Source organism: Novosphingobium humi (genome assembly GCF_028607105.1).
GTDB classification, from domain to species: Bacteria; Pseudomonadota; Alphaproteobacteria; order Sphingomonadales; family Sphingomonadaceae; genus Novosphingobium; species Novosphingobium humi.
In genome coordinates this window covers 1,120,919-1,145,772 of sequence record NZ_CP117418.1, presented here as the reverse complement: position 1 = coordinate 1,145,772, position 24,854 = coordinate 1,120,919, and the positions used below count along the sequence as shown (strand labels likewise).

Below are 24,854 nucleotides of genomic sequence, written 5' to 3'. Positions count from 1 at the left end.
AGTTTTGGTCAGGACTGGTTTTTATCGGGACTTCCGGGCAATTGGCCCAGAACATGATCGGCGCAATTGCCGCGGATATAGCAGGCGACATCCTGACCCTGAATCGCGCGGCGGGCAATCGGCACGATCTGTTCACCGGCCAGAATGCCCAGCAGGCCCACCAGCGCGATGATCGGCGGCGCGGGCGAACGCACGCCCAGCAGGCTGTAGATCACGCCCACCAGCAATCCGGCGCCCACCGAGAGGAGATAGAGTTTCATGAAGGAGAACTCCTGAGCCCAAGAGGGAAAAGTCGGGACCGGCCTGCGTCTTGGGGGGGATTGGGCGGAGTGCGCCGCAGGCCGGTCCCGGTCGGCTTAGTGTCCGCCTTCGGACGCGCCGAACATCGTCTTGGCATAGGTGATGCCCAGGCCGTAAGCGCCGCCCCACTGGCGGGCGATGCCGGTGGTGCTGTCATAGGTTTCGGCCCGCGCCCAATCGCGCTGAAGCTCAAGCATGTACTGCAGCGAGGTCATCGGCTTGGCGCCCAGCTGGATCATGCGCTGGACGGCGCGTTCATGGGCCTCGGCCGAAATGTCGCCGCAGGCATCGGCGATGAAGTAAACGTCAAAGCCCTGATCGATGGCCGAGGCCACCGGGCCGACGATGCAGACGCTGGTCCACAGCCCTGCAAAGATAATGCGCTCCTTGCCGATGCGGTTCACTTCCTCGATCACGGCGGCATCTTCCCAGGTGTTCATGCTGGTGCGGTCGAGCAGGGGCTGGCCGGGGAAGGCATCGGTGATTTCGTTGAACATCGGGCCGGAAAAGCTCTTTTCGGCCACCGTGGTCAGGATGGTGGAGACGCCAAACGAGGCGGCGGCATTGGCGACCAGCGCGGCATTGCTGCGCAGCACTTCGGTGGCGATCGACTTGGTGGCAAAGGCCATCTGCGACTGGAAATCGATCAGGACCAGCGTGTGATCCTTGGGCGAAATCAAGGACTTGCCGGGGGTGGCGGTGGCGGTGATGGTCATCGGGGGGATCCTTTGTTGGGCCAGCATCGTTGCTGTGAGGGCAAGTTATGCCGGTTGGTGACTTCAGGTAAGTGAGATAAGATCGGACAGTTTGTTCGATTTTTTCGAATGAACGATCCGCCGCCCATAAAAGCGGCCAGAACCGAACGCGGCGCAGACTAGGTGTCCGCACCGGTTCGCGTCTTGCACAGGTTTGACATGATTGGCCGCTGGATGACACCGCGCGGTGGGACTTCAAATTTCGATCAGGCCCCGCTTGGCCGCAATGGTCACCGCATGGGTGCGGTCGGCCGCGCCCAGCTTGGCAAAGGCCTGTTTCATATGGCCTTTGACGGTTTCCTCCGACAGGCCGATGCGCGCGGCGATCTGCTTGTTCGAATTGCCCGCCGCCGCCAGTGTCAGCACCGCCAGTTCGCGCTCGGTCAGATCATCGTCCAGCACATGCAGCGCAATGGCGGTCGCCACCTGCGCGTCCAGATGCTTGCCGCCGTTGAACACCGAGCGGATCGCATCGAGCAGCTCCTTGCGCAGGCTGGCCTTGAGCAGATAGCCCATGGCGCCGGCGCGCAGGGCCTTGATCGCGCGCCCGTCGCCCGAAAATGTGGTCAGCACGATGATGCGCGCGCCCGGATCGCCGCGGCGAATCGCCTCTATCGCCTCAACCCCCGACATGTCGGGCATTTGAAGATCCATCAGCACCACATCGGGGCGCAGCCTTGGGTAAAGTGCGATGGCCTGCGCGCCATCCTCGGCCTCGCCCGCGATGGTGATGTCGGGCTGGGTGCCGATCACCGCCCGCACCCCTTCGCGCAGCAGCAGGTGATCATCCACCAGCATCACCGAGATCGGCGGACGCGCGGCGCGCGGGGCGTAAAGCCCGTCGGGGGCATGGAATGGCATGGTCGGGCCGTTAACCTTGGTGGATCGGTGGCAAACAATGGCGCAGGCTGCGCGTCATTCCACCGAATGCCATGTTGCCAAGGCATTTTCCAGCGCGGCGGCGGTGCGCTGGGCCTGACCGTTGCGAATGTCGAAAATCCATTCGACGGGGCGCGGCGGGGTGTCCAGCCCGTCCAGCGCCAAAAGCGCCCCCCGCATCATCGCGGCGGCAATCTCCTCGATCCCTTCCTCGGGCATATCCAGTCCGTTCCAGCCCAGCAGACAGGCCACCTTGCGCGCGTGGGTGCAATGCGCGCTGCGCATCGCCTGGCAGGTCAGCCGCCCGATCCGCAAGGGATCGCCCGCCAGACCCGCGCCCAGCCCGATCAGCATCAGCGAGCGCGCCCCGATCGGCGCGGGCGGCGCCCAGAGCGTCAGTTCCTCGCCCGCCATGCCGGTAAAGATCCCGCCCGCCCGCAACCGGCCCAGCGTGCCATGCAGCGCGAGGTCCACCTGCTCGGCCCCGCTGCGCCCGCCGTCCTTTTCCTGCATCCCCACGATCAGCAGATCTACCGGAGCTTCAATGGCGATCTGGGCCGCGACAAAGCGCACATGCCGGTATTGGCCCAGCGGACGCGGTGGTATCGGGGGCATCGAACCTCTCCGGCCGGATTTCAGATCTCGCCCTGCCAATGGCGGCGCCATTGCATCGGCGTGGTGCCGGTGGTGCGGCGAAACAGGCGGGTCAGATGGGCCTGATCGGTCAGGCCGCAGGCAATCGCGATCTGCGAGAGCGTCTCGCGGCTCTGCACCATCAGGATCTGGGCGCGGCGGATGCGCTGGCGCATGATGAAACCATGGGGCGTTTCGCCCATGCTGGCCTTGAAGGCGCGGCAGAAATGGCCGGTGGACAGCCGTGTCACCCCGGCCAGCTCCTCGGTCGAAAGCGTCTTGTCCAGATGGCTTTCGACATAGGCCAGCACCTTTTGCATCTGCCATGCGGCCAGCCCGCCCTTGACCGGGGCCGGGGGCGGGGCGGGCCTTTCGGCCAGATAGATCGGGCCGGAAGGGGCAGGCGCGAAAAGCGCCGAAATCCGCTCCAGATAATGGCGGGCCATATGCACGTCTTCGTCCAGAAACCGCTGCGCCCCCTCGATCAGTTCGGGAATGCGGGCGATTTCGGCAAGGGGCGGTGTTCGGGCCAATGTCGGGGTCATTTTCGCCGGATCCTGTGCTTGCTGTCGATGCCGAACATGGCACAGGGCGCCCGCGCGCCAAGCCCGATCCGGGGGAGGCAATTCCCCCCAAAAGAGGCTTGCCTCAGATATCGGGCAAATCTTCGGCTCCGTTTTCGGCCGTGTTTACAAATTGTTCGATCAGCCATGCCGCCGCCGGGCCGGGGGGCGTGTCGCGTCGCCAGATCCCGGCAAAGCGATAGGTGCCGCCCGGATGGTCGGGCATGAACAGCCGGGCCAGCGTGCCGGTGGTCAGATCATCCTCGATCATCGGCAGGGGCATGTTGCCCCACCCGATCCCTTCGCGCAGCAGCGCATGTTTGGCGCCGAGGTCGGCCAGACGCCATGTGCGCGGGGACATCACCGAGAAATCCTGCCCCTCGGTAAAGCGCGAACGGTCGGTCAGCACGAGCTGGATATGATCGCGCCCTGCGCCGGAGGGAATCGGGTCCATCTGGGCCAGCGGATGGTCGGGCGCGGCCACCGGCACCATCAGCACCGATCCGGCATTGACGCTTTCCAGCCCCTCGACCCCGGCAAACAGCGGGCCGGACAGGCCGATCACCGCCTTGCCGTCCAGCACCATGGCCGTGATCGCGCCCAGCGCCTCGACATGCAGGCGCAATTGCACAGTGGGAAATTGCGCGCGAAAGGCCCGCAGGATGCGCCCCAGCCGATGCGTGGGCAGCATCACGTCCACCGCCAGATCGACCTCGGCCTCCAGCCCGTCGAGCAGCCCTTTGACCTTGGCACGCAGGGCATCGATCCCCTGCGCCACCCCGCGCGCCTCGGAGAGCAGCGCGCGGCCCGCCACGGTCAGCGTGGGTTTGCGCGTGCCCTCGCGGTCGAACAGGGTCAGGCCGAGCTGGGCCTCCAGATTGGCGATGCCATAGGATATGACCGAGACCGCGCGGTTGAGCTTGCGCGCGGCGGCGGCAAAGCTGCCGGTGTCGACGATGGTCAGGAAAATGCGCAACTGGTCGAAGGTGGGGGTGCCCGGATTGTTCATGCGCGAATCTCGCTTTTCAATTTTCTCGAACGTTATCGATCATTTTATCCCTCTGATCAGAACGGGCCGCAAGGGCTAAATCGGTTTTCAGCAAGGGCGCTTCCCCGAAACGCCCCACAGGAGATAACCCATGATCGAACATCGCCCCTTTGAAACCCTTGGCGCGGCCAACCATGGCTGGCTGGATGCGCACCATCATTTTTCCTTTGCCGAATATCACGATCCGGCCCGCGTCCACTGGGGCAATCTGCGCGTGTGGAATGATGACACGATCGCTCCGGGCACCGGTTTCCCGCCCCACCCGCACCGCGACATGGAAATCATCACTTATGTCCGCGAAGGCGCGATCACCCATCAGGACAATCTGGGCAACAAGGGCCGCACCGAGGCCGGCGACGTCCAGGTAATGAGCGCGGGCACCGGCATCCGCCATTCGGAATACAATCTGGAGGACATCACCACGAAGATCTTCCAGATCTGGATCATCCCCACCCATCAGGGCGACGCGCCGCAATGGGGCGCCAAGCCTTTCCCCAAGGGCGAACGTTCGGGTCATTTCGTGACGCTGGCCAGCGGCTATGCCGAGGATGCCGACGCTCTGCCCATCCGCACCAATGCCCGCGTGGTGGGCGCCACGCTCAAGGCGGGCGAAAGCGCGGAATATCGGCTGGGCGCGACCCGCAAGGCCTATCTGGTGCCCGCCACCGGCGCGGTGCAGATTGATGACATCCGCGTCAATGCCCGCGACGGCGTGGCGATCAGCGATGTCGAAGTGCTGCGCGTCACGGCCATCGAGGACAGCGAGATCGTTCTTGTCGATGCTGCCTGATGCCGCAAAGGGCGGGGTTTCGGCCCCGCCCCAACGGCCTGAATATCGCTGAATTGTCCAAAATCCCGCGCGGATCGCCAAGCGAGCGCGAGCCCTGCCTGCCATTTTCCCCGCCATTCCCTCTCACTCTTCCTTCCCCCGAGGTGTATCATGACCCAAGCTGCTCAGGATCTTTCCCGCCGTCATCTGCTCACCACCGTCGGCGCCATGGCCGGCACCGCCGCGCTGGTCAGCCAGACCCCCACGCTGGCCGCAGCGCCGAAAAAGGCGGCCAATTCGGCCAACACGGCGCGCGTCGGTGACGGCTATGTCACCACCCCCGATGGCGCACGGCTCTATTACAAGGATTGGGGCACCGGCCAGCCCATCGTCTTCCATCACGGTTGGCCGCTGACGGCCGACGATTGGGATGCCCAGATGATGTTCTTCCTTGAACAGGGCTTTCGCGTCATCGCCTTTGACCGGCGCGGCCATGGCCGTTCCAGCCAGACCATGAACGGCAATGACATGGACACTTATGCCAGCGACACGGCCGTGCTGGTGCGCCATCTTGACCTGCATGATGCGGTGCATATCGGTCATTCGACCGGCGGCGGCGTGGTGGCGGCCTATGTGGCCCGCTATGGCGAAGGGCGCGTGGCCAAGGCGGTGCTGGTGGGCGCGGTGCCGCCGATCATGCTGAAGACCGCGGCCTATCCGGGCGGTTTGCCGCTTTCGGTGTTTGACGGCTTCCGCAAGGCGCTGGCGGAAAACCGGGCCGACTTCTTCTGGAATGTGCCGGTGCCTTTCTACGGCTTCAACCGTCCGGGCCAGAGCGTGAATGAGGCGATCCGCCAGAACTGGTGGCGTCAGGGCATGATGGGCGGCGCCAAGGCCCAGTATGACAGCATCAAGGCCTTTTCCGAAACCGACCAGACCGAGGATCTGAAAGCGATCAACGTGCCCGTGCTGATCCAGCATGGTGATGACGATCAGATCGTGCCGGTGGCCGCCTCGGCCCATTTGCAGGCGAAACTGATCCGCAACAACACGCTCAAGATCTATCCCGGTTATCCCCATGGCATGTTGACCACCCATGCCGATGTGCTGAACCGCGATATTCTGGCTTTTATCAAGGGTTGATGGCGCACATGATCGGGGCGGCGGCATGGGGTCCATGCCGCCGCCCTTTCGCGTTTTTACCGGTCTGCCCAACTGGGTCGCGTCATTTGCAGCAGGTCGGTGCAGCGCGTGTACCAGCCCGCGCCATGCATGCGCGCGATCAGGCCCATGGCCAGCGTATCGACATGCAGTTTCTGCGTGTCGATAAAGCGGTCCTGAATATGGAACCGCAAGACCTCGCCCAGCACGATGGTTGATTGGCCCGCGTCCATGCTGTTATACATGCGGCATTCCATGCTGACGGGCGCGGTGGCGATGCGGGGCGGAGCGATGGCGGTGGAGGGCGCCGTTTCAAGGCCCGCCAGCGCGATTTCATCCTCGCCCGGCGGCGCGTCGATGCAGGTCAGGTTCATGGCCTGCGCATCATGTTCGGCCACAAGGTTGACGACAAATTCGCCGGTTTCCAGAATATTGGCCGCGCTGTCCTTATAGGTGCCGTCCGGGCGGCGCATCAGCCCGATGGCGAGGAGCGGCGGCTCGGCCCCCATCATCGCGAAAAAGCTGTAGGGCGCGGCATTGCGCACGCCCTGTGCCGATTGAGACGTGATCCAGGCGATGGGCCGCGGGGTGATCGAGGCCGCCATCAGTTTGTAACGATCCGGCCCCGCCAGTTGCGAAAAATCGAATTCCATCAGATGTCGCCTCCGATGCGGACGACGGGCCATTTGGGGGCGACATCGACCGACAGTTGAAAAACATCGGGCCGGGCATAATGGCCCGCCACGTCGAAATCATATTTGCCGCGGATCACCTCGGCCGGGTCAATCTGCGCATAGAGGATCGTCTCGCCCGAATAGTCCGGCCCGGCCAGCACATTGCCCAGCGGATCGACGATCATCGACCCGCCGCGCATCAGCACCGTTGCCGGATCATCGCCCAGCGCGCAGTCATAATCGGCCGGATAGGCCCCGCGCGTGATATGCTGGCACGCCGACAGCACGAAGCAGCGTCCCTCCAGCGCGACATGGCGCATCGTGCTGGCCCAGCCGTCACGATCATCGGCGGTGGGGGCGCAATAGAGCGTGATGCCTTGGTCATACATCGCCATGCGCAGCATCGGCATATAATTTTCCCAGCAGATCACCGCCCCGATCCGGCCCAGCGGCGTGTCGATCACCGGCATGGTCGATCCATCGCCAAAGCCCCAGATCAGCCGTTCCGCCCCGGTGGGCATCAGCTTGCGATGCTTGGAAATCAACCCCTTTTCGCCATCGAAGAACAGCGCGGTGCAATAGACCGTGGCCCCGTCGCGTTCGATCACGCCCATCACGACAAAGGTGCCGGTGGCGGCTGTGGCTTCGGCAATCGCGGCGACTTCGGGGCCGTTCAGGTCGATGGCGGCCTCATGATAGGCGCGGAAATCCTCACGCCCCTGGGGTTTGCGCATGCCGACCGGCGTGCCGAAGGACGCGCCCTTGGGATAGCCGCCCAGGAACGCTTCGGGAAACACGATGATCTTCGCGCCTTTCGCACTGGCCTGCGCAATCAGCCCTGCGGCCTTGGCGGCGGCGCCCATCGAGTCGGTGGGCAGGGAGGCGGCCTGAACGACAGCGGCGGTGAAGGCTTGGATCATGATTTTCCTCAGCTTTTGCATGGGTAGGATGGGATTGCCGGAGAGAGGCTGAGAGGCAATTTACTTGCATTTGACAGTTTCTCCAAGATATTTTAAACCTATACTATCACGTCGCCCAACGTCCTTCAGGAGCCCGCCCATGGCCAGCACATATGACCAGTATCGCGAAGAGATCATCGGTCGCGCCAATGTTGCCGATACGCCCGAGCTTGTCGCCTATTATCAGCGATTGCAATCGCTTGGTACGGGCGCGCTGTGGACGGTGGCCAACAAGATCGAACCGTGGGAACCGGCCTCGACCTCCGTGCCCTATCTGTGGCGCTATCGCGATCTGCGCGAGGATGTGCTGCGCTCGCTTGACCTTGTGACGCCCGAACAGGCGGGGCGGCGTGTGGTCTATCTGGAAAATCCGGGGCGGGCCGATGTGGTGGCGGCCGTGGGCTGGCTCTATTCGGGGCTTCAGGTGATGGGGCCGGGCGAATGCGCGTCCAGCCACCGCCATTCGGCCTCGGCGCTGCGCTTCATCATGGAGGGATCGGGCGCCTTCACCAATGTCGATGGACACAAGATGACGCTGGGCGCCAATGATTTTGTGCTGACCCCCAACGGGACATGGCATGAGCATGGCGTGTCGGAGGATGGTACCATCTGCATCTGGCAGGATGGCCTCGACATTCCGCTGATGAACGCGCTGGACGCGAATTTCTATGAGGTTCATCCGGATCTGCAACAGGCGATCTCCTTCCCGGTCAATGACTCGCTGGGCATGTGGGCGGGGTCGGCGCTGCGCCCGGCCGGGGTGGCATGGACAAAGCCCTATTCGCCGCTGCTGAAATATGAATGGGCCCCGACCTATGAGGCGCTGCTGCGCTATGCGGCGGTGTCGGAAGGTTCGCCCTATGACGGGCTTTTGATGGAATATGTGAACCCGCATACGGGCGGGCCGGTGATGCCCACGATCGGCGCCTCGATGCAGATGCTGCGCGCGGGTCAGCACACCAAGGCCCACCGCCACACCGGCAGCTTCGTCTATCAATGCGCCAAGGGGCGCGGCTATTCGATCATCAACGGCCAGCGTTTCGACTGGCAGGAACGCGACATTTTCGTCGTGCCCAGCTGGTGCTGGCATGAGCATGTCAACCTGTCCGACACGGATGACGCCTGCCTGTTCACCTTCAACGATCTGCCGGTGATGCGCTCTTTGGGCATCTATCGCGAAGAAGCCTTTGGCGAAAACCACGGCTACCAGCCCGTTCTCGCCTGAATTCCTGACACTTAGCCTGAGGAATCCCCCATGCGTCTTGTTACCTATCGTTCTCACGTCGAGGCCGAAGCGCGCCTTGGCGCTCTGGTCGGGGATCTGGTCCTCGATCTGGAACTGTTCGGCGAGGAATGCGGCGTGCCGCTGCCCTCGACCATGCTGGAATTCATCGACCTTGGCCCGCAGGCCGTGGCGATCACGTCGAAGCTGATCGACGAGGCCGAGGGCATCTTCCCCATCGGCACCGCGCTGCCGGTGGCCAATGTGAAACTGCTGGCCCCGATCCCGCGCCCGCGCAAGAACATCTTCGGCATCGGCCTGAACTACACCGAACATGTTGCTGAAAGCGCCAAGTCGCTCGATACTTCGCCCGAACTGCCGCGTCAGCCGGTGATCTTCTCCAAGCCGCCGACGTCCGTGATCGGCCCGGATGACGCCATCGTCCATAATGCCGCGATCACCCAACAGCTCGATTGGGAAGTCGAACTGGCCGCGATCATCGGCACCCGCGCCAAGGGCGTCTCGCGCGAGGATGCGCTCAATTACGTTTTCGGCTATACGGTCTGCATCGACATGAGCGCACGCGATTGCCGCCGTGCGGGCCAGTGGATTTACTCCAAGGGTCAGGACACGTTTGCGCCCATGGGCCCCTGCGTTGTCACCGCCGATGAAATCCCCGATCCCCAGACGCTTGACCTGTGGCTGACCGTCAATGGCGTGGAAAAGCAGCGCAGCAATACCGCCTATATGCTTTTCAAGGTCGATGAACTGGTGGCCGACATTTCGCAGGGCATCACGCTGGAGCCGGGCGACATCATCGCCACCGGCACGCCCGCCGGGGTTGGCGCAGGGATGGACCCGCAGGAATGGGTCTGGCCGGGCGATGTGATCGTGGCCACGGTCGAAGGCATCGGCACGCTGCGCCATCCGGTCGTGGCCGGCTAAGGCAAAGATTTCCTCTCCCGACTGGGGGGCCGTGCAAACGGCCCCTTTTTTATTGCGCGCGGATCGAGCTCTTGAGCTGATCGAGCAGGGCGAGCAGATGCGCCTGATGATCGGCGGGAAAGCAGGACAGCGCCTCATGCACCCACCGGCTGTGCGCATCGGCCAGCGTTTTGAAATAGGCGCGGCCCGCATCGGTCATGCTGACGATGGCGGCGCGCCGGTCATTGGGATCGGGGCGGGAATCGATCAGGCCCTGTTCGCTCAATTGCCGCACGATGGACGTGACATTGCCGTTCGACACCAGCAGCGCGCGCGAAATTTCGCCCATGGTCAACCCGTCGGGCGCGCGATCCAGCGCCGCCAGCACATCGAACCGGGGCAGGGTGGTGTCGAACTGTTCCTGAAAATTGCGGCGCAGCTGTTTTTCCACCAGCTTGGCGCAATCGAGCAGGCGGATCCACACCCGCAGCTCCAGCCGCCTTTCCGCTTCGCTTTCCATCGCACCCTCATCATGGCAAACGGCCCGCCCGGTGGGGCGAGCCGTCATGGCGCGTTTAGGTGGCATGAGGCTGCGCGGCAAGCCTGTTCAGGCGCAATGGGCCTGCATCCCTTCGCGCAAGGTTTCGGGCCAGGGCATGGCGGCCCGCGCGCCCAGATCCATGCAGACCAGTACGACCAGCGCCTTTAACCGCATCTGCCCCTCGCAGGCAAAGGTCACGGCCAGTTGGCAACTGCTCTTGCCCAGCTTCGTCACCTCCAGCGCCAGATCGAGGCTCTCGCCAAGCTCGCTGGGCGCCATGAAATCCACTTCCAGCCGGACGGTGGGCACGCCCATCTTGCCTTCCATGTGGATCAGCTTGAAGGGAAAGCCCAAAGTGGCGAACCAGTCCTCAACCAGCGCGTTGAGCATTTCGAAATAGCGCGGATAGAACACGATTCCGGCCGGATCGACATCAGCAAAACGCACCGGCAGGGTGAGGTTGAAGGCCATTCCTGTTCTCCCTTATGCGCGCACGGCTGTGTTGCGGACCTGCCCGGCCAGTTGCTGCGCCTGCGTCTGGCCAAGGGCATAGGGGGCGGGGACGAATTGCCCTTCCTCGCCCGCCTGCGCCGCCGCGCGCAGCGTCCATGACGGATCGACCAGATGGGGCCGCCCCACCGCCACCAGATCGGCGCGGCCCGCCATCAGGATCGAGTTGATCTGATCGGGCTGGGTGATGTTGCCCACGGCCATGGTGGGCATGTGCGCTTCGTTGCGGATCTGGTCGGCAAAGGGGGTCTGGAACATGCGGCCGTAGGTGGGGCGGGCGCGCGGCGCGGTCTCGCCCGCCGACACGTCGATGATATCCACGCCCACGGCCTTGAAGGCTTCGGCAATGGCCACAGCCTCGGCAGGGGTCACGCCCGCCGCGCCCACCCAGTCGTTGGCCGAGATGCGCACCGCCATCGGCTTGCCTGCGGGCCAAGCCGCGCGGACGGCGGCGGCCACGCGCAGCGGAAAGCGCAGGCGGCTTTCCAGCGAACCGCCATAGGCGTCCGTGCGATGGTTCATCACCGGGGTGATGAAGCTGGAGAGCAGGAAGCCATGGCCCGCCTGAAGCTCGATCATGTCGAAACCGGCGACGTCGGCGCGGCGCGCGGCGGCGGTGAAGTCGGCAAGGATGCGCTCCATATCCGCCTCGCTCAGCGCGGCGGGCCTCAGGCCCCCTTCGCGCCAGGCTTGCGCGCTGGCCGAGAGGATCGGCCAAGGATCGGCGAGCGGCACATCATAGCCTTCATGCCCCGGACGGCACGAGGCCCGCGCGCCCGCATGGCCCAGTTGGGCGCAGGTCTTGGTCGCGGTGTGCTGATGGGCAAAGGCGTTGATCGCGCGCCAGCGGTCGATCTGGCCGTCCTCCCACAGGCCGGGGCAGGCCGAGGTGGCGCGCCCCTCGGGCGAAACGGCCAGCATTTCGGTGATCACCAGCCCGGCCCCGCCCAGCGCGCGGGCGCCGTAATGCACCTCGTGAAACATGGTTGCATGGCCATCCGGCTCGGCGCTGTAGGTCAGCATCGGGGGCACCACCACGCGATTGACCAGCGTCAGATCGCGCAGCGCAAAGGGCGTGAACATCGGCTGGACCGGGTACTCGCGTCCTTCGTTCCCCGCCCAGAACCAGCGTTCGAGGCTTTCCAGCCATGCCTTGTCGCGCAGGCGCAGGTTTTCATGCGCCACGCGCTGCGAACGGGTCATCAGCGAATAGGCGAATTGCGGCAGGTCGAAATCGAGATAGCGGTCGAGCGTTTCAAACCAGTCGGTCGAATTGCGCGCGCTGTTCTGGATTTTGAGCACCTCGACATGGCGCTCGGCCTCATATTCGGCCAGAGCCTCGCGCAGATTGGCCGGATCGGCCATGCCGGGACGGCTGAGCACCTGCGCGAGCTTGATCGCGTCTTCCAGCGCCAGTTTCGTGCCCGAACCGATCGAGAAATGCGCGGTATGCGCCGCATCGCCCAGCAGCACGACATTGTCGAAAGACCATTTCTCGCACAGGATGCGGCGGAAATTGATCCATGCCGCAGAGCCGCGCAAATGGCCCGCATTGGTGATGAGGGGATGGCCATTTAAGTGGCGCGCAAAAAGCTTTTCGCAAAAGGCGATGCTTTCGGCCTGCTCCATCCTGTCCAGACCCAGCCCCTCCCATGTTTCGGGCGAGCATTCGACGATGAAGGTCGAATGGGTGGCGTCAAAGCGATAGGCATGGGCCCAGACCCAGCCATGCTCGGTCTTTTCGAACAGAAAGGCAAAGGCGTCGAACAGGCGCGTCGTGCCCAGCCAGCAGAACCTGTTGCGGCGGGTTTGAATATCGACGCCGAACTTGTCCTCGTTTGCCGTGCGGATCGCGCTGTTGATGCCGTCGGCCGCCACGATCAGGTCATAATCGCCATAGGCGGCCAAATCGGCGGAAAATTCGCTTTCGAAATGCACCCGGACGCCCAGTTCCAAGGCCCGCGCGGTCAGGATCTGGAGCAGGCGTTTGCGCCCGATGCCGATAAAGCCATGGCCCGATGAGGTGATCGAGCGATCGCCCATCGCCACGGTGATATCATCCCAATGGGCGAAATTGTCGGCGATGATGGCCGCGCTGAGCGGATCATTGGCGGTCAGGTTCTCGACCGTCTGGTCGGAAAAGACCACGCCCCAGCCGAAAGTGTCGCCCGCACGGTTGCGTTCGAAAACGTCGATCTCGTGGGCCGCATCGCGCAGTTTCATTGAAATGGCAAAATAAAGACCGGCGGGACCGCCGCCCAGACAGGCAACACGCATCATGCACCTCCAATTTGCTTTAGGCTTAAAGCATAATGGTTGCATGTGCAAGTTGATTCGGCTGACCCCCGCGCTTACTCCAGATTGTCGTGCAAACGCCCCAGCAGATCGAGCAATTGGGCAAACTCGTCCGCGCTGATCCCGCGAATGATCTTGTGATAGACCGGCGAGGTTGCCTCGCGCGCGGCCGCCAGCTTCTCGCGCCCCAGATCGCTGAGCAGCAGTTCGGTCACGCGGCCGTCGGTTTCGCTCGGCTGGGTGGTGATCAATTCCGCCTTGGCCATGCGTTCGACGATGCGCATCATGGTCGAAATGTTGATGACCGCCGATTTGGCCACCTGCGCGATGGGCAGCGGCTCATGCTGGCCCAGGATCATCAGCACGCGCCAGGTGGGGATGTCGATGCCAATGGCGCGCAATTGCGATTCGATAACCACATTGTAGCGGCTCGCCGCGCGGTTCAGCAGATAAAAGGGATAGGCCTCGACCCGGAATTCCTCCGATCCGGGATCGCCATGCCTGCGTAAATCCTCGCTCATCTGCGTTTTCCTTCATCAGCGGCCATGCGGGACGGTCACTGTCCCTCTGGCGGGCTTTAATGCCAATCATCGGCACATCAAGAGCGACGGCATGCCGCTCGCTTTGCGCACTTCGCGTATTGAACCGGGCGAGCATTTCCCTGTCAGAAGATCGCCCATCTCCTTGGCATATGTTGCGCACAGGGCAACGAAAGTGAACAATATTATGCATTGAGCGCAGCGACTGCTTCTATGACATTTCCGTGGCTATCCGGCGGATCAACAGCCGGAGGCTCGCAGGCGGCAAGAGTCCTCCACTTAATCAAGGCAGGGAATAACATGCGCTACTCCAAGCAGATCGGCTTTCGTCTGGCCGCCACAAGCGGTCTTATGATTTTTGCTTTGCCTGCCCACGCCGAGCAGGCGCCGCAGGCGAGCGACGGCATCGTCGTGACCGCGACCAAGCGCACGGCTTCGACCATTCAGGCCACCCCGATTGCCGTTCAGGCGATCGGCGGGGCGGATCTTCAGGCCAAGGGCGCGATTGATTTTGCCGATTTCTATCGCACCGTGCCGGGCCTGTCGGTTCAGGACGAAGGTCCGGGCGACAAGCGCTATGTCGTGCGCGGCATCAATGCCAGCGGCGCGGGCACGGTCGGGCTTTATCTGGACGAAGTGGTCATCACCGGCGAAAATTCGCAGGATGGCGGCGGTCAGGCCCCCGACATCAAGCTGTTCGACATCGACCGCGTTGAAGTGCTGAAAGGCCCCCAAGGCACCACCTTTGGCGCCAGTTCGATGGCGGGCACGATGCGCTATATCACCGCCAAGCCCGATCTGGACAAGGTGACCGGCTATGTGCAGGGCGGCATCCGCACCACCAAGGGGGCGGATCTGGGCATGCAGACCGATGGCGCGGTGAACATTCCGGTCATTCCGGGCCGTTTCGCGGTGCGCGCTTCGGGTTTCTATGCCGATCTGCCGGGTTGGATCAGCAACCGTTTCGAAAAGGGCGCGAACGCGGAAAAGAGCAAGGCCGCTCGCCTCTCCACCCGCCTTAAGGCCACCGATGATCTGACCATCGACACGATGATGATGTATCAAAAGGTGCATCAGGATGCGAAGAATTACTATAACAGCCGGGATTTCGGCGGCGCGGCGCTGCCCGCCGACTATCAGGCCGACGTGGTGCGCTCGCCCTATGATGACAAGAGCGAGATCTATAACGTCACCGCCAATTACAAGCGCCCCTTTGGCACCGTGACGGCCACCGGCTCGCGCTTTGTGCGCGACACCGGTTTTGTGCGCGACGCCTCGCTGGCGGCGCAGGCGTTCTTTGGTCTGCCCTATGACACCACCGGCCGCAGCGCTCTGGTCCAGAACAAGCACCGCAAGGTGGACAGCGCCGAGCTGCGCTTCGCCTCGGATTTCAAGGGGCCGGTGCAGATGCTGGTCGGCGCCTTCATGCAGAACGAGGACCGCTATTACCGCTCGTCATGGCCCAAGGCCGATACCAGCGGCAATATTCCGGCCAATGCCGCGCTGCTGCTCGACCGCGCCGTGAATACCCAGATCCGCGAACGCGCGATTTTCGGTGAACTCAGCTACAAGATCCTGCCCGATCTGACGTTTACCGCCGGCGCGCGCTGGTTCGATTTCAAGCTGGAGCAGCAATCGGTGGCGTTTGTTGCAGCGGGCGGCGGTGCGGGCGCGGGCGCAGGGCCTGTGCTGAAAACCAAGGATCAGGGCGTGATCGGCCGTTTCAACCTTGCCTACAAGGTCAGCAGCCACACCAATGCCTATGTTCAGGTCGCGCAGGGCTATCGCTCGGGCGGCACCAATGACCAGACGGCCGCCGCGCTGGCCAATGTGGTCGTCCCCGACGGCTATGGTTCGGATCAGCTGTGGTCCTATGAATTTGGCCTCAAAAACACGCTGCTCGACCGCAAGCTCTATCTGAACGGGGCGGTCTATTACATCGACTGGTCAAACATTCAGGTCTCGCAGCAAGCCACGAACGGCACGGTTTCCTTTGGCTATACCGGCAATGGCGGCAAGGCGAGCGTGACCGGCTTTGAGGCCGAGATCGACGCCCGCCCGTTGCCGGGCCTGCGCCTGACGGGCAGCCTGAACTACAGCAACGCCAAGCTGGACCGCGACAATCCGGTGGCCGCGACCGGGCGCAAGGGCGATCATATTCCCTATGTGCCCACATGGTCGGGCGCCACGGGGATCAGCTATTCGGCGCCTGTGGGGTCGAGTGGGCTGATGGGCACGATCGGCGCGGATGCCACCTATCAGGGGCCGATGGACACCAAGTTCAACTCCACGATTGACAATTGGCAGCATCTCAATGGCTACTGGCTGATTGGCCTGCGCGCCGGGATCAGCAAGGATGCATGGGCGGTCAATCTGAACGCCACCAACCTGTCAAACAACCAGACCGTCATCAATTTCAACGAAATCGTGCCGGGTGTCTACCCGCTGGGCTATTATGTCAGCCGCCCGCGCACGATCACCCTGTCGGGTTCGGTGAAGTTCTAAAAGAGTAATGCCCATGTTCTCCCGCTCTGCTGTTTTGTCGCTTCGTCTTGCCCTGTTTGCCGGGGCGGCGCTTTGTGGAACAGCGGGGTGGGGGGGCGTGATGGCCCAAACGCCGGACAAGGCGCGCCCATGGATGGAGGCGAGCCGGACCCCGGCGCAGCGGGCAGAACTGCTGATCTCCGCCATGACGATGGATGAAAAGCTGGGCCTGCTTCAGGGCGACACGGTGCTGGACGGCAACGGGACCGGGGTGAACCCCTGTGTCGGCCATATTTCGGGCCTGCCCCGGCTGGGGCTGCCCGCGCTTTGCATGGGCGATGGCCCGGCGGGCGTGGGCAATGGCATGGTGGGCGTGACGCAGTTTCCCGCACCTTTGATGACGGCCAGCACGTGGGATGCGGGCCTTATGCGGGAATTTGGCGCCGCGCTGGGGCGCGAACATGCGGCCAAGGGGCGCAATGTCGTGCTTGCCCCCACGATCAACATCATCCGCACGCCCAAATGGGGCCGCATCGCCGAAACGCTCAGCGAGGACCCCTATCTGACCGCCATCGGCGGCGCGGCGATCACGGCGGGCATTCAGGCGCAGGGCGTGCTGGCCACGCCCAAGCATTTTGCCGCCAACAACCAGGAATGGCTGCGCCTTGGCGATGCGCCCGCCTATGAGGCCATTGATGCGCGCGTCAGCGAACGCGCGCTGAACGAGATCTATTTCCCCGCTTTTGAAGCGGTGGTGCGGCGCGCCGGGGCGGGGTCGATCATGTGCGCCTATAACCGCTTCAACGGCACTTATGCCTGCGAAAACAAGGCAGCGCTGGATCAGTTGCGCGGCTGGGGTTTTGACGGCTTTGTCGTCTCCGACTGGTATTTCGCTCATCGCAGCACGGTGGCCAGCGTCAAGGCGGGGATGGACATCTCCATGCCCGGCGGCCCCAGCCCCTTTGGCTTTGCCGAATTCTACGGTCCACCCCTGCGCAAGGCGCTGGCCGAGGGCGAGGTGACGGGCGGCGATATTGATAATCTGCTGCGTCATATCCTGACGCCGATGTTCCGGCTGGGCGTGATCGACCGCCCGGTCAAGGGCAATGCCGATGCGCAGGCCCGCTCGCCCGCCCATCTCGCGCTTTCGCAACGCATTGCCGAAGAGGGCAGCGTGCTACTGCGCAACCGGGGCGGCGTGCTGCCGCTGGGCGCGGGCCTTTCGCGCGTGGCGATCATCGGCGATGATGCGGGCGAGCATGTCCAGACCACCGAGCGGTATGGCGGCTTTGTCAAGAATGACGAGATCCGGCCCATGGCTCCGCTGGCCGCGATCCGGGCGGCGCTGCCCTCCGGCGTTCAGGTCGATTATGCGCCCGGCACCTTGGGCATTGCGCCCTTGCCCGCCATCCCCGCCTCGGCCCTGCGCGGTCTTACGGCCAGCTATTACGCCTCGCCCGATTTTTCGGGCAAGCCCGTCCTGACCCGCGCCGAAGCCGCGATTGATTATGAACAGGCAGGCACCAAGGAATTGGGCAGCATCTTTTCCGCGCGCTGGCGCGGCACTTTGGTGCCTCAGGTGGGGGGCACCTACCGCTTTTCTCTGAACGGTGGAGGCGAAATCCGCCTGCGCATCGACGGGCGCGAAGTGGCCTATACGCCCAAGCAGAATTTCCGCCTGACCACGCATGGCACGATTGCACTGGAGGCGGGCAGGCCCGTTTCCTTCGAACTGGACTATTCGACCGCGCCCACGCTCTCGCCGCCCGAATTGCGCGTGGGGTGGCAGGCGCCCGACCCCCGCCTGATCGAGGAGGCCACGGCGGCGGCGGCCAAGGCCGATGTCGCCGTGGTGTTCGTGGCCGATCATGTTTCGGAAGGCGCCGACCGCACCGACCTGCGCCTCCCCGGCGATCAGGATGCCTTGATCGAGGCCGTGGCCCGGGCCAATCCGCGCACCGTGGTGGTGCTGCATACCGCCGGCCCCGTGCTGATGCCTTGGCGCGACCGGGTGGCGGGCATCATTGCGGGCTGGTATCCGGGCGAGGTGGCGGGCCCGGCCATCGCGCGCCTGCTGACCGGGGCGGCCAATCCTTCGGGCAAGTTGACAGTAACCTTCCCAGCCGACGAAACGCATGGGCCGACGGACGGATCTGCGCGCTATCCGGGCAAAGGCACAAGGGCCGATTACAGCGAGGGCCTGCTGGTGGGCTATCGCTGGTATGACGCCAAGAAGCTGGACCCGCTTTATCCCTTTGGCTTTGGCCTCTCTTATACGCATTTCGGATTTTCCGGGCTGAAACTCGCGCGCCGGGGCGAAGGGTGGCAGGTGCGCGCCCATGTCCGCAATCTGGGCGAGCGGGCGGGGGCCGAGGTGGCGCAGCTCTATCTGGCCATGCCTGCGGCCGCGGGCGAACCGCCGCGTCAGCTCAAGGGCTTTGCCCGCGTCGAACTGGCGCCGGGCGAGGAGCGCGAGGTCAGCTTTGCCCTTACGCGCCGCGATCTGTCGGTGTGGGATGACAAAGCGCATGGCTGGAAAGTGCCCAAGGGCGCGATGCGGGTCTTTGTCGGCAATTCTTCGCGCGACCTGCCGCTGCACGCGGTCCTGCCGCGCTGAAGGGCAAGGGCCGCTCTCCACCCGGAGCGGCCCTTGTTCGCGTCACGCTTTGGACAGCACCGCCACCGCCTCGATCTCGATCAGGAAGTCGGGCAGGGCCAGCGCCTGAACCCCGATGATCGTGTTGGGTGCGGGCAGGACATCGCCGTAAAAGGCCGCCAATTCAGCGCCCACCGCCTCCAGCCTGGACATATCGTAATTGACGATCAGCGTGCGCAGGCGCAGCAGATCGCCCACATCCGCGCCCGCCTCGGCCAGCACCGCCCTGATATTGGCCAGCGCCTGACGGGTCTGCGCGGCCAGATCATCGCCGCCCACCACATTGTAATCCTTGTCCCACGCCACCTGTCCGGCCAGATGGAGCGTGCCGGTCGCCTCATCCAGTGCGGCATGGGAAAAGCCGAAGCGGGTGCTTTCGTAAAGGGCGGCGGGGTTGATGCGCTTTGCGGTCATCTTGGTTTCCTTTCAGTCCACGATTTCAAGCTGATGGCCCCATGGGTCGAGCAGATAGAGGTTCTTCTTGCCCGCCAGCGGCCCTTCGGAAATCTCGATGATCTCCATCGCGGTGCAGCCATGCGCGGCCAGATAAGCGGCGGCGGCGGGCACATCATCGACCCGCAGCCCCAGATGATGCCCGCCCGCATCGCAATTGCGCGGCAGGGCGGCGCTGCGATCATCGGGCTTGTCATATTGCACCAGTTGAAAATTGAGCGTCTCGGTAAGGCGCAGCATGATGAGCCTGAGCCGTGCGCCCGGCACATTGACATGGGCGGCCATCCAGTCGCGCCCTTCGGGCATGGGGGGAATGTCGGCGGCGTCGATCGGCCCCATGCGGAACAGTTCGGATGCGCCGAACACATCGATGTAAAAGCGCGCCACCGCATCGGCATCGGCCACGGTCCATGACACGTGATCGGCGGCGAAATGGGGGCGGGGCGGGATGGCCTCAGTCATGCGGACGGCTCCTGTGAATGGTGCAGGAGGCGAGGATGACAAGGGGTTCGAGGCGCAGCAATGACATCGCCCGGACGCAATTGTTGCGCCCGCTGCAACGCTCAGCCGATGATCTCGTCGATGGGCAGCGGCCTTGCCGGAAAGCGGGGACGGAAGGGGGCAACCGCATCAGGATCACAGCCCCGCGCATCGGCAATCCGGCGCACCAGCGCATGTTCGCAGGACCGCCCCTGACACAGGCCCATGCCGATCCGGCAGCGATGCTTGATCGCCGACGCGTCGGCCATGGGCGAGAGTCGGGCAATGGTCGCATCGACCTGCGCCACGGAAATATCCTCGCACCGGCACAGCAGCATATCGGGCGTCGCCGATGGCCAGACATCGCCCGGATCGGCCACCGCGCGCAGCAGGTCGATGAAGGGTTGCAGCCTTGCCCGTCTGGCCCGCGCGCGGGCCATAGCGGAGGGCGCCTGCGCGCCTGCATCCAGCGCCATGGCGATCCCCGCGATCTCACCCTCGACCATGGCTGCATCCGCGCCCGCCACGCCGGTGGTTTCGCCCGCGACATAAAGCCCCGGCACCGAGGAGCGCATCGCCCCATCACACAAGGTTTCCCATCCGCCCGCAGGTTGCGCCCAGCGCACCGCCGCGCCGACCTGACGCGGCAGATCCGATTGCGGCAGGAAACCATAGGATACCGCCGCGACCTGCGCCGCGATACGGTGGGTCTGGCCATGCCAGGCATATTCAACCGCCGCCAATTGGCCGCCTGCTCCGTGAAAGCCGACAGGCCGCGCGCCCATCATCAGGGGCACCCCAGCCCGGCGCAGACGCGCCATGGCCGCGCCCGCCGCGATCAACGGCCCCGGAAACAGCAGCGCCCCCGCGATGTGGGGCAGGGCCTTGCGCGCCATCTGCCCCACGGTCCGGGGCATCAGCACCGCCGCAACTTCGGCCCCGGCATCCAGCAATTGCGTGGCCAGCACCAGCAGCAGCGGATGGCTGCCCAGCAGGACGATGGGTTGGCCTGCCACCACCTGCTGCGATTTGAGCAGGGTCTGGACCGCGCCCGCGCTCATCACGCCGGGCAGGGTCCAGCCCGGCATCGCCACCGGCATGTCGTAGCACCCCGCCGCGATCAGCACACGCCGTGCCAGCAGCGTTCCGTTATGCGCGCCCGACAGGGTCAGGCGGAAATGATCCTCCATCCGCTCGATCCCCACCACGCTGGTTCCCCCGCGCCAGTCGAGTCGTTCATCCGCCTCGGTCCGGGCGAGCAGGCGACGCAGCGGGCGATAGAGGCGGCCCCCCATCCAGTCCCTGACGGCGAATGTGGCGGGAGGCTGGCGCAGGATCTGGCCGCCGGGGCGCGCCTGTTCGTCAATCATGGTGGTGGACAGGCCCATGCCCAGCGTCTGCTGCGCAGCCGCCTGTCCGGCGGGGCCGCCGCCGATGATGGCAATATCGATCATGGTTGGCCTTCCCGCGTGGCGGCGCGCAAACCCCCGGCCACCGGCGTCAGGCAGGCGCGGCGGCGGCGCCATGTCTGCCCGTCCGCGATCCAGACGAAACATTCGCTGCATGTGCCCATGTTGCACAGCATACCGCGCGGCGCGCCCGAACGGTCATCGCGCATGCGGTAAACCCCGGCGGCGATCATCGCGGCGGCCAGAGTTTCGCCCGGATGGGCCGGGATCGCGGCGCCGTCGATCTCGATGGTTATGGGGGCGGGGCGGTTTACGCCATCGGCAACCCGGCTCATGACGGCACCGCAAAGGCGTTGAGATGGGCAAAGCGCGCGGCGCTGAACAGGGCGATTTCCTCCGGCATGGCGCGCTCGATAATGCTACGCGCCAGCATCCGCGCCAGCAGCGGCCCCAGCGTGAACATCGACCCGCCCGCCGCGACAAAGAGGCCGGGGGCGGCGGGCACTTCGCCCACGATGGGCAATTGATCGGCCGAAACACAGGTCATGCCGGTCCAGCTGCGGATCAGGCTGCGCGCGCGCAGGCAGGGCATGACGCCCGCCGCCACCTCCAGATTGGCGCGCAGATTGTCGGGCACGAGATAGGGCGGCGCGTCGAGATCGGGTAGGCCGTCGGCCATCTTCTGCGGCGCCGAGGCCCAGCCGCCGCCGATCACCATATTGCCGTCATCCGTCTGTTTCATCGACAGGCGCTTGCCGACATGCTGGATCAGATAGGGCAGGAAAGGCGCCGTGCGGTCGGTCACGCTCATCATCAGGGGGGCAAGATAGAGCGGGATGTTCAGCCCCATGCGCGCCGCGACCCGCGCGGCCCAGTGGCCTGTGGCCAGAATGACGTGGCGCGCGCGGGCGGTGACGATCCGGCCCGAATGCTCGATGGTCGCCTGCCAACTCTCCCCATCGCGGCGCAGGTCGAGCAGGCGGCTTTGTGTTTCAATCACCGCGCCTTCGCTGCGCGCCGCATCGGCAAAGGCATCTGCCAGAATGCGGGGATTGGCGTGGCCTTCGCGCGCCAGCCATGCCGCGCCGCAGATATGGGGGGCAAGGCGCGGCACCAATCCACGCGCCTCGGTCCCTGACAGCAATTGCGTGGGCAGGCCCAGTTCGTTTTCCCGCGCCACCTTGGAGGCGAGCAGGGCCAGATCGGCCTCGTTCTCGGCCAGCATCAGCCCGCCATGCATATGGATGTCCAGCGGGCGGGAGAGTTCCTCCTCCAGCCCCGCCCATTCCTCGATCGCCAGAGTGTTGAGGCGGACGATCTGCGCGCCTTGGCCGCTGGCGCCCGGCTCCAGAAACCGCCGCTCGATCTGGAAATGCAGCGAGCCGGCGTTCTGACCCGAGGCGCCCGCGTTGATGCCCCGCGCCTCGATCAGGCGCGGGGCAAGACCGGCGCGGGCCAGATGCCACGCCGCCGCGCAGCCCAGCAGGCCGCCGCCGATGATCAGGACTTCATGCGTCATGGATCACAGGATTTGCAGCTTTCGCAGCGTTTGGGCAATCTCTTCGCGCGCGGCATCGCTGACCGGCAGCAAAGGCGCCCGCACCGGGCCGCCGGGCAGGCCCTGCGCATCAAGCGCGGCCTTGAGAATCGCCGGGCCGGAGCCGAAGCGGCCCACCAGTTCGGGCGTGTACCATTCGCGCATCAGCACGCGGTCCTTGGCCCCACAGGCGCGCGCGCCGTCCAGATCGCCCGCCCAGAAGGCATTGTAAAAGCCCGGCTGGGCACGCCCCAGCACGCCGCCCGCGCCCATCGTGCCGTCGCCGCCATGCACGCGCAGCATGGTCAACCCGATCTCGTTCATCGGAAAGCCGAACACGCGCACCTGATCCTTGAGCGCAAAAAAGGTTTCGACAAAGCGTTCAAAGGACGAAGAGGATTGCTTGATCGCCACCACGCCGTCGATGTCGGCCAGGCGCGAGAGCAGATCGAGATCCATGTCGACCCCCGTGCCAGGGGGCCAGTTGTAAACGCAAATGGGCAGGTCGATGGCTGCGCCCACCGCTTCGTAAAAGGCAAAAATTTCATCCGCATTGGGGCGGATATAGGGCGGGGGCGTCAAAAGCACACCGTCGAAACCGGCGTCGGCCGCATGGCGGGCAAAGGCGATGCTTTCGGGCGCGGTAAAGCTGGAGCAGCCCGCGATCAGGGGCAGCTTGCCCTTCATCTGCACGCCGGTCAGCGCAAACAGGTCCGCACGTTCCTGCGCGCTCATGCTGGTCCATTCGCCTGTGGTTCCGGCCAGAACCAGCCCGTGCATGCCTTCGCCATGCAGCCATTCCAGCAGGCGGCCAAGGCCCGCCCTGTCCAGCCCGCCGTCGGCGGAAAAGGGGGTTGTGATGGCCGGAAGATAGCCCTGCCAGTTCACGCGATCACGTTTGATACTTGCCATTCATGCCTCGTTTTCAACCGGAAAAGCGATGCGAATGATCGCTTTGCCCGACGGGGGACGGCCTGATCTGGCACTCCGCATATGCGCAGGCAATGGCGCTTAATTGTCATAATTGTTGCGTTGAGCGCAAACTTGGGCAAGTTGGTGCCGGGTTTGCTAAGATACAAATGGGGTGTGGCGAATGTCGGAAACAGGATTGCGCTATCTGCTCGAAGCGCTCAACGCAGGCTCAATGCGCGCGGCCAGCGACCGGCTCAATGTGGCCGCCTCCTCGATCAGCCGCCAGATCGCCCAGCTTGAGGAAAACTATGGCCTTGCGCTGATCGAAAAGGGGCGGCGCGGGGTGCGGCTGACCCATGCGGGCGAGATCGTGATCGCCCATTACCGCAACCAGGTGGCCGACCGCGAGGCTTTGCGCGCCAAGCTGGAGGAATTGCGCTCGGTGAAAAGCGGCCATGCCGTGCTGGCCGTGGGCGAAGGCTTTCTGGGCAGTGGTTTTACCGACATGATCGCCAGCTTCACCACCGCCAACCCCCAGATCCATCTCGACCTTTCGGTCAATTCATCGCAGCAGATCGTGCGGCAGGTGCTCGATGACGAGGCGCATCTGGGGCTGGTGTTTCAGACCCCCCATGACATCAAGATCCATGTCCGCTCGGTGATCGCCCAGCCCTTGATGGCGATTGTTGCCGCGGGCCATCCGCTGGCGGGGCAAGGCAGCGTGTCGCTCTCCGATCTTGCGCGCTATCCGCTGTGCCTCTCGCCGCGCCATTTCGGCCTGCGCCAGATTCTGGCCGGGGCGGAACTGCGCCACAACACCTATCTGGAGCCTGTGATCACCACCAATTCGATCCATATGATGCGCGAAACCGTGCGGCGCGGGGCGGCGGTGACGATCCTGCCGCAATTGTCGGTGTGGAGCGAACTGGAAAGCGGCGAATTGGCCAGCATCGCCATTGCCGATGATGCGATGGAGGATGCCACGATCAGCCTGATCCTGCGCGCGGGGCGGCAACTGGAGGGCGCGCCCGCCCGTCTGCTCAAAATGGTGGAGGCCCAGTTGCGCCAGTGGAATCGCCCTTTGCGCGTGGCGGAGGTGTAATCGTTGCGTCTATGGCAACACAATGCCGCATTACCTTGCATTGAACGCA

At 64.4% G+C, this 24,854-nt stretch carries 25 protein-coding genes; 7 read left to right on the top strand and 18 right to left on the bottom strand.

All coding sequences use genetic code 11. The features are described from left to right. Positions 1-8: 8 nt before the first annotated feature. From PQ457_RS20985 to PQ457_RS20960, 6 genes are all read right to left on the bottom strand, one after another. The gene (locus PQ457_RS20985; protein WP_273619744.1) at positions 9-260 is read right to left on the bottom strand and encodes a XapX domain-containing protein; all 252 of its coding nucleotides are present in this window, start codon (positions 258-260) and stop codon (positions 9-11) included. 96 nt (positions 261-356) lie between these two features. After that, entirely contained in the window at positions 357-1,016 is a 660-nt protein-coding gene (locus tag PQ457_RS20980; protein WP_273619743.1) for a hydrolase, read from the bottom strand. A 234-nt stretch (positions 1,017-1,250) separates the two neighbouring features. Beyond that, a complete protein-coding gene (locus PQ457_RS20975; RefSeq protein ID WP_273619742.1) occupies positions 1,251-1,916 on the bottom strand; it encodes a response regulator transcription factor in 666 nt (221 codons plus the stop codon). Between the two features lie 54 nt (positions 1,917-1,970). Beyond that, positions 1,971-2,549 carry a M17 family peptidase N-terminal domain-containing protein gene (locus PQ457_RS20970; RefSeq protein ID WP_273619741.1) on the bottom strand — a complete coding sequence of 193 codons (579 nt, stop codon included), beginning with the start codon at positions 2,547-2,549 and terminating at the stop codon, positions 1,971-1,973. 20 nt (positions 2,550-2,569) lie between these two features. After that, positions 2,570-3,112 (bottom strand): helix-turn-helix domain-containing protein, encoded by a 543-nt coding sequence (locus PQ457_RS20965; RefSeq protein WP_273619740.1) that lies wholly within the window; start codon positions 3,110-3,112, stop codon positions 2,570-2,572. Between the two features lie 103 nt (positions 3,113-3,215). Beyond that, the gene (locus tag PQ457_RS20960) at positions 3,216-4,139 is read right to left on the bottom strand and encodes a LysR family transcriptional regulator (protein WP_273619739.1); all 924 of its coding nucleotides are present in this window, start codon (positions 4,137-4,139) and stop codon (positions 3,216-3,218) included. A gap of 130 nt (positions 4,140-4,269) precedes the next feature. Between PQ457_RS20960 and PQ457_RS20955 the strand changes: the two genes are divergently transcribed. Together PQ457_RS20955 and PQ457_RS20950 are read left to right on the top strand one after the other, a co-directional pair. Then, a complete protein-coding gene (locus PQ457_RS20955) occupies positions 4,270-4,968 on the top strand; it encodes a pirin family protein (RefSeq protein WP_273619738.1) in 699 nt (232 codons plus the stop codon). A 150-nt stretch (positions 4,969-5,118) separates the two neighbouring features. Continuing rightward, entirely contained in the window at positions 5,119-6,090 is a 972-nt protein-coding gene (locus PQ457_RS20950) for an alpha/beta fold hydrolase (protein WP_273619737.1), read from the top strand. Positions 6,091-6,146: 56 nt separating this feature from the next. Here PQ457_RS20950 and PQ457_RS20945 read toward each other — a convergent pair whose 3' ends face one another. Further along, a complete protein-coding gene (locus PQ457_RS20945; RefSeq protein ID WP_273619736.1) occupies positions 6,147-6,761 on the bottom strand; it encodes a flavin reductase family protein in 615 nt (204 codons plus the stop codon). Then, positions 6,761-7,702: a carbon-nitrogen hydrolase family protein gene (locus tag PQ457_RS20940; RefSeq protein ID WP_273619735.1), complete on the bottom strand. Its 942-nt coding sequence runs from the start codon at positions 7,700-7,702 to the stop codon at positions 6,761-6,763. Before PQ457_RS20940 ends, PQ457_RS20945 begins: the two co-directional genes overlap by 1 nt. Positions 7,703-7,841: 139 nt before the next feature. Here PQ457_RS20940 and PQ457_RS20935 point away from each other — a divergent pair, with 139 nt between their 5' ends. Together PQ457_RS20935 and PQ457_RS20930 are read left to right on the top strand one after the other, a co-directional pair. Beyond that, positions 7,842-8,966 (top strand): cupin domain-containing protein, encoded by a 1,125-nt coding sequence (locus PQ457_RS20935; RefSeq protein WP_273619734.1) that lies wholly within the window; start codon positions 7,842-7,844, stop codon positions 8,964-8,966. Positions 8,967-8,996: 30 nt separating this feature from the next. Continuing rightward, positions 8,997-9,908 carry a fumarylacetoacetate hydrolase family protein gene (locus PQ457_RS20930; protein WP_273619733.1) on the top strand — a complete coding sequence of 304 codons (912 nt, stop codon included), beginning with the start codon at positions 8,997-8,999 and terminating at the stop codon, positions 9,906-9,908. Between the two features lie 49 nt (positions 9,909-9,957). Here the strand turns inward: PQ457_RS20930 and PQ457_RS20925 are convergent, their stop codons facing one another. From PQ457_RS20925 to PQ457_RS20910, 4 genes are all read right to left on the bottom strand, one after another. Then, the gene (locus tag PQ457_RS20925; RefSeq protein WP_273619732.1) at positions 9,958-10,455 is read right to left on the bottom strand and encodes a MarR family winged helix-turn-helix transcriptional regulator; all 498 of its coding nucleotides are present in this window, start codon (positions 10,453-10,455) and stop codon (positions 9,958-9,960) included. Positions 10,456-10,494: 39 nt separating this feature from the next. Continuing rightward, positions 10,495-10,899 (bottom strand): acyl-CoA thioesterase, encoded by a 405-nt coding sequence (locus PQ457_RS20920; RefSeq protein ID WP_273619731.1) that lies wholly within the window; start codon positions 10,897-10,899, stop codon positions 10,495-10,497. A 12-nt stretch (positions 10,900-10,911) separates the two neighbouring features. Further along, positions 10,912-13,215 (bottom strand): bifunctional salicylyl-CoA 5-hydroxylase/oxidoreductase, encoded by a 2,304-nt coding sequence (locus PQ457_RS20915; RefSeq protein WP_273620420.1) that lies wholly within the window; start codon positions 13,213-13,215, stop codon positions 10,912-10,914. Between the two features lie 74 nt (positions 13,216-13,289). After that, a complete protein-coding gene (locus PQ457_RS20910) occupies positions 13,290-13,754 on the bottom strand; it encodes a MarR family winged helix-turn-helix transcriptional regulator (protein WP_273619730.1) in 465 nt (154 codons plus the stop codon). 318 nt (positions 13,755-14,072) lie between these two features. Between PQ457_RS20910 and PQ457_RS20905 the strand changes: the two genes are divergently transcribed. Further along, entirely contained in the window at positions 14,073-16,277 is a 2,205-nt protein-coding gene (locus tag PQ457_RS20905; RefSeq protein ID WP_273619729.1) for a TonB-dependent receptor, read from the top strand. Positions 16,278-16,377: 100 nt separating this feature from the next. After that, positions 16,378-18,873: a beta-glucosidase gene (locus PQ457_RS20900; RefSeq protein ID WP_273619728.1), complete on the top strand. Its 2,496-nt coding sequence runs from the start codon at positions 16,378-16,380 to the stop codon at positions 18,871-18,873. 42 nt (positions 18,874-18,915) lie between these two features. On the opposite strand, the gene PQ457_RS20895 is transcribed toward PQ457_RS20900, so the two are convergent. The 6 genes from PQ457_RS20895 to PQ457_RS20870 all read right to left on the bottom strand — a co-directional run bounded on the left by PQ457_RS20895 (position 18,916) and on the right by PQ457_RS20870 (position 23,703). Next, positions 18,916-19,326: a RidA family protein gene (locus PQ457_RS20895; protein WP_273619727.1), complete on the bottom strand. Its 411-nt coding sequence runs from the start codon at positions 19,324-19,326 to the stop codon at positions 18,916-18,918. Positions 19,327-19,338: 12 nt separating this feature from the next. Next, positions 19,339-19,827 carry a VOC family protein gene (locus PQ457_RS20890; protein ID WP_273619726.1) on the bottom strand — a complete coding sequence of 163 codons (489 nt, stop codon included), beginning with the start codon at positions 19,825-19,827 and terminating at the stop codon, positions 19,339-19,341. A 101-nt stretch (positions 19,828-19,928) separates the two neighbouring features. After that, positions 19,929-21,299 (bottom strand): FAD-dependent oxidoreductase, encoded by a 1,371-nt coding sequence (locus tag PQ457_RS20885; protein ID WP_273619725.1) that lies wholly within the window; start codon positions 21,297-21,299, stop codon positions 19,929-19,931. Then, positions 21,296-21,589 (bottom strand): (2Fe-2S)-binding protein, encoded by a 294-nt coding sequence (locus PQ457_RS20880; RefSeq protein ID WP_273619724.1) that lies wholly within the window; start codon positions 21,587-21,589, stop codon positions 21,296-21,298. The genes PQ457_RS20885 and PQ457_RS20880 overlap by 4 nt, the downstream gene beginning before the upstream one ends. Next, positions 21,586-22,773 carry an NAD(P)/FAD-dependent oxidoreductase gene (locus PQ457_RS20875; protein WP_273619723.1) on the bottom strand — a complete coding sequence of 396 codons (1,188 nt, stop codon included), beginning with the start codon at positions 22,771-22,773 and terminating at the stop codon, positions 21,586-21,588. The genes PQ457_RS20880 and PQ457_RS20875 overlap by 4 nt, the downstream gene beginning before the upstream one ends. A 3-nt stretch (positions 22,774-22,776) precedes the next feature. Next, entirely contained in the window at positions 22,777-23,703 is a 927-nt protein-coding gene (locus PQ457_RS20870) for a dihydrodipicolinate synthase family protein (RefSeq protein WP_273619722.1), read from the bottom strand. A gap of 181 nt (positions 23,704-23,884) precedes the next feature. Between PQ457_RS20870 and PQ457_RS20865 the strand changes: the two genes are divergently transcribed. Next, positions 23,885-24,805: a LysR family transcriptional regulator gene (locus PQ457_RS20865; protein WP_273619721.1), complete on the top strand. Its 921-nt coding sequence runs from the start codon at positions 23,885-23,887 to the stop codon at positions 24,803-24,805. Positions 24,806-24,854: the final 49 nt, after the last annotated feature.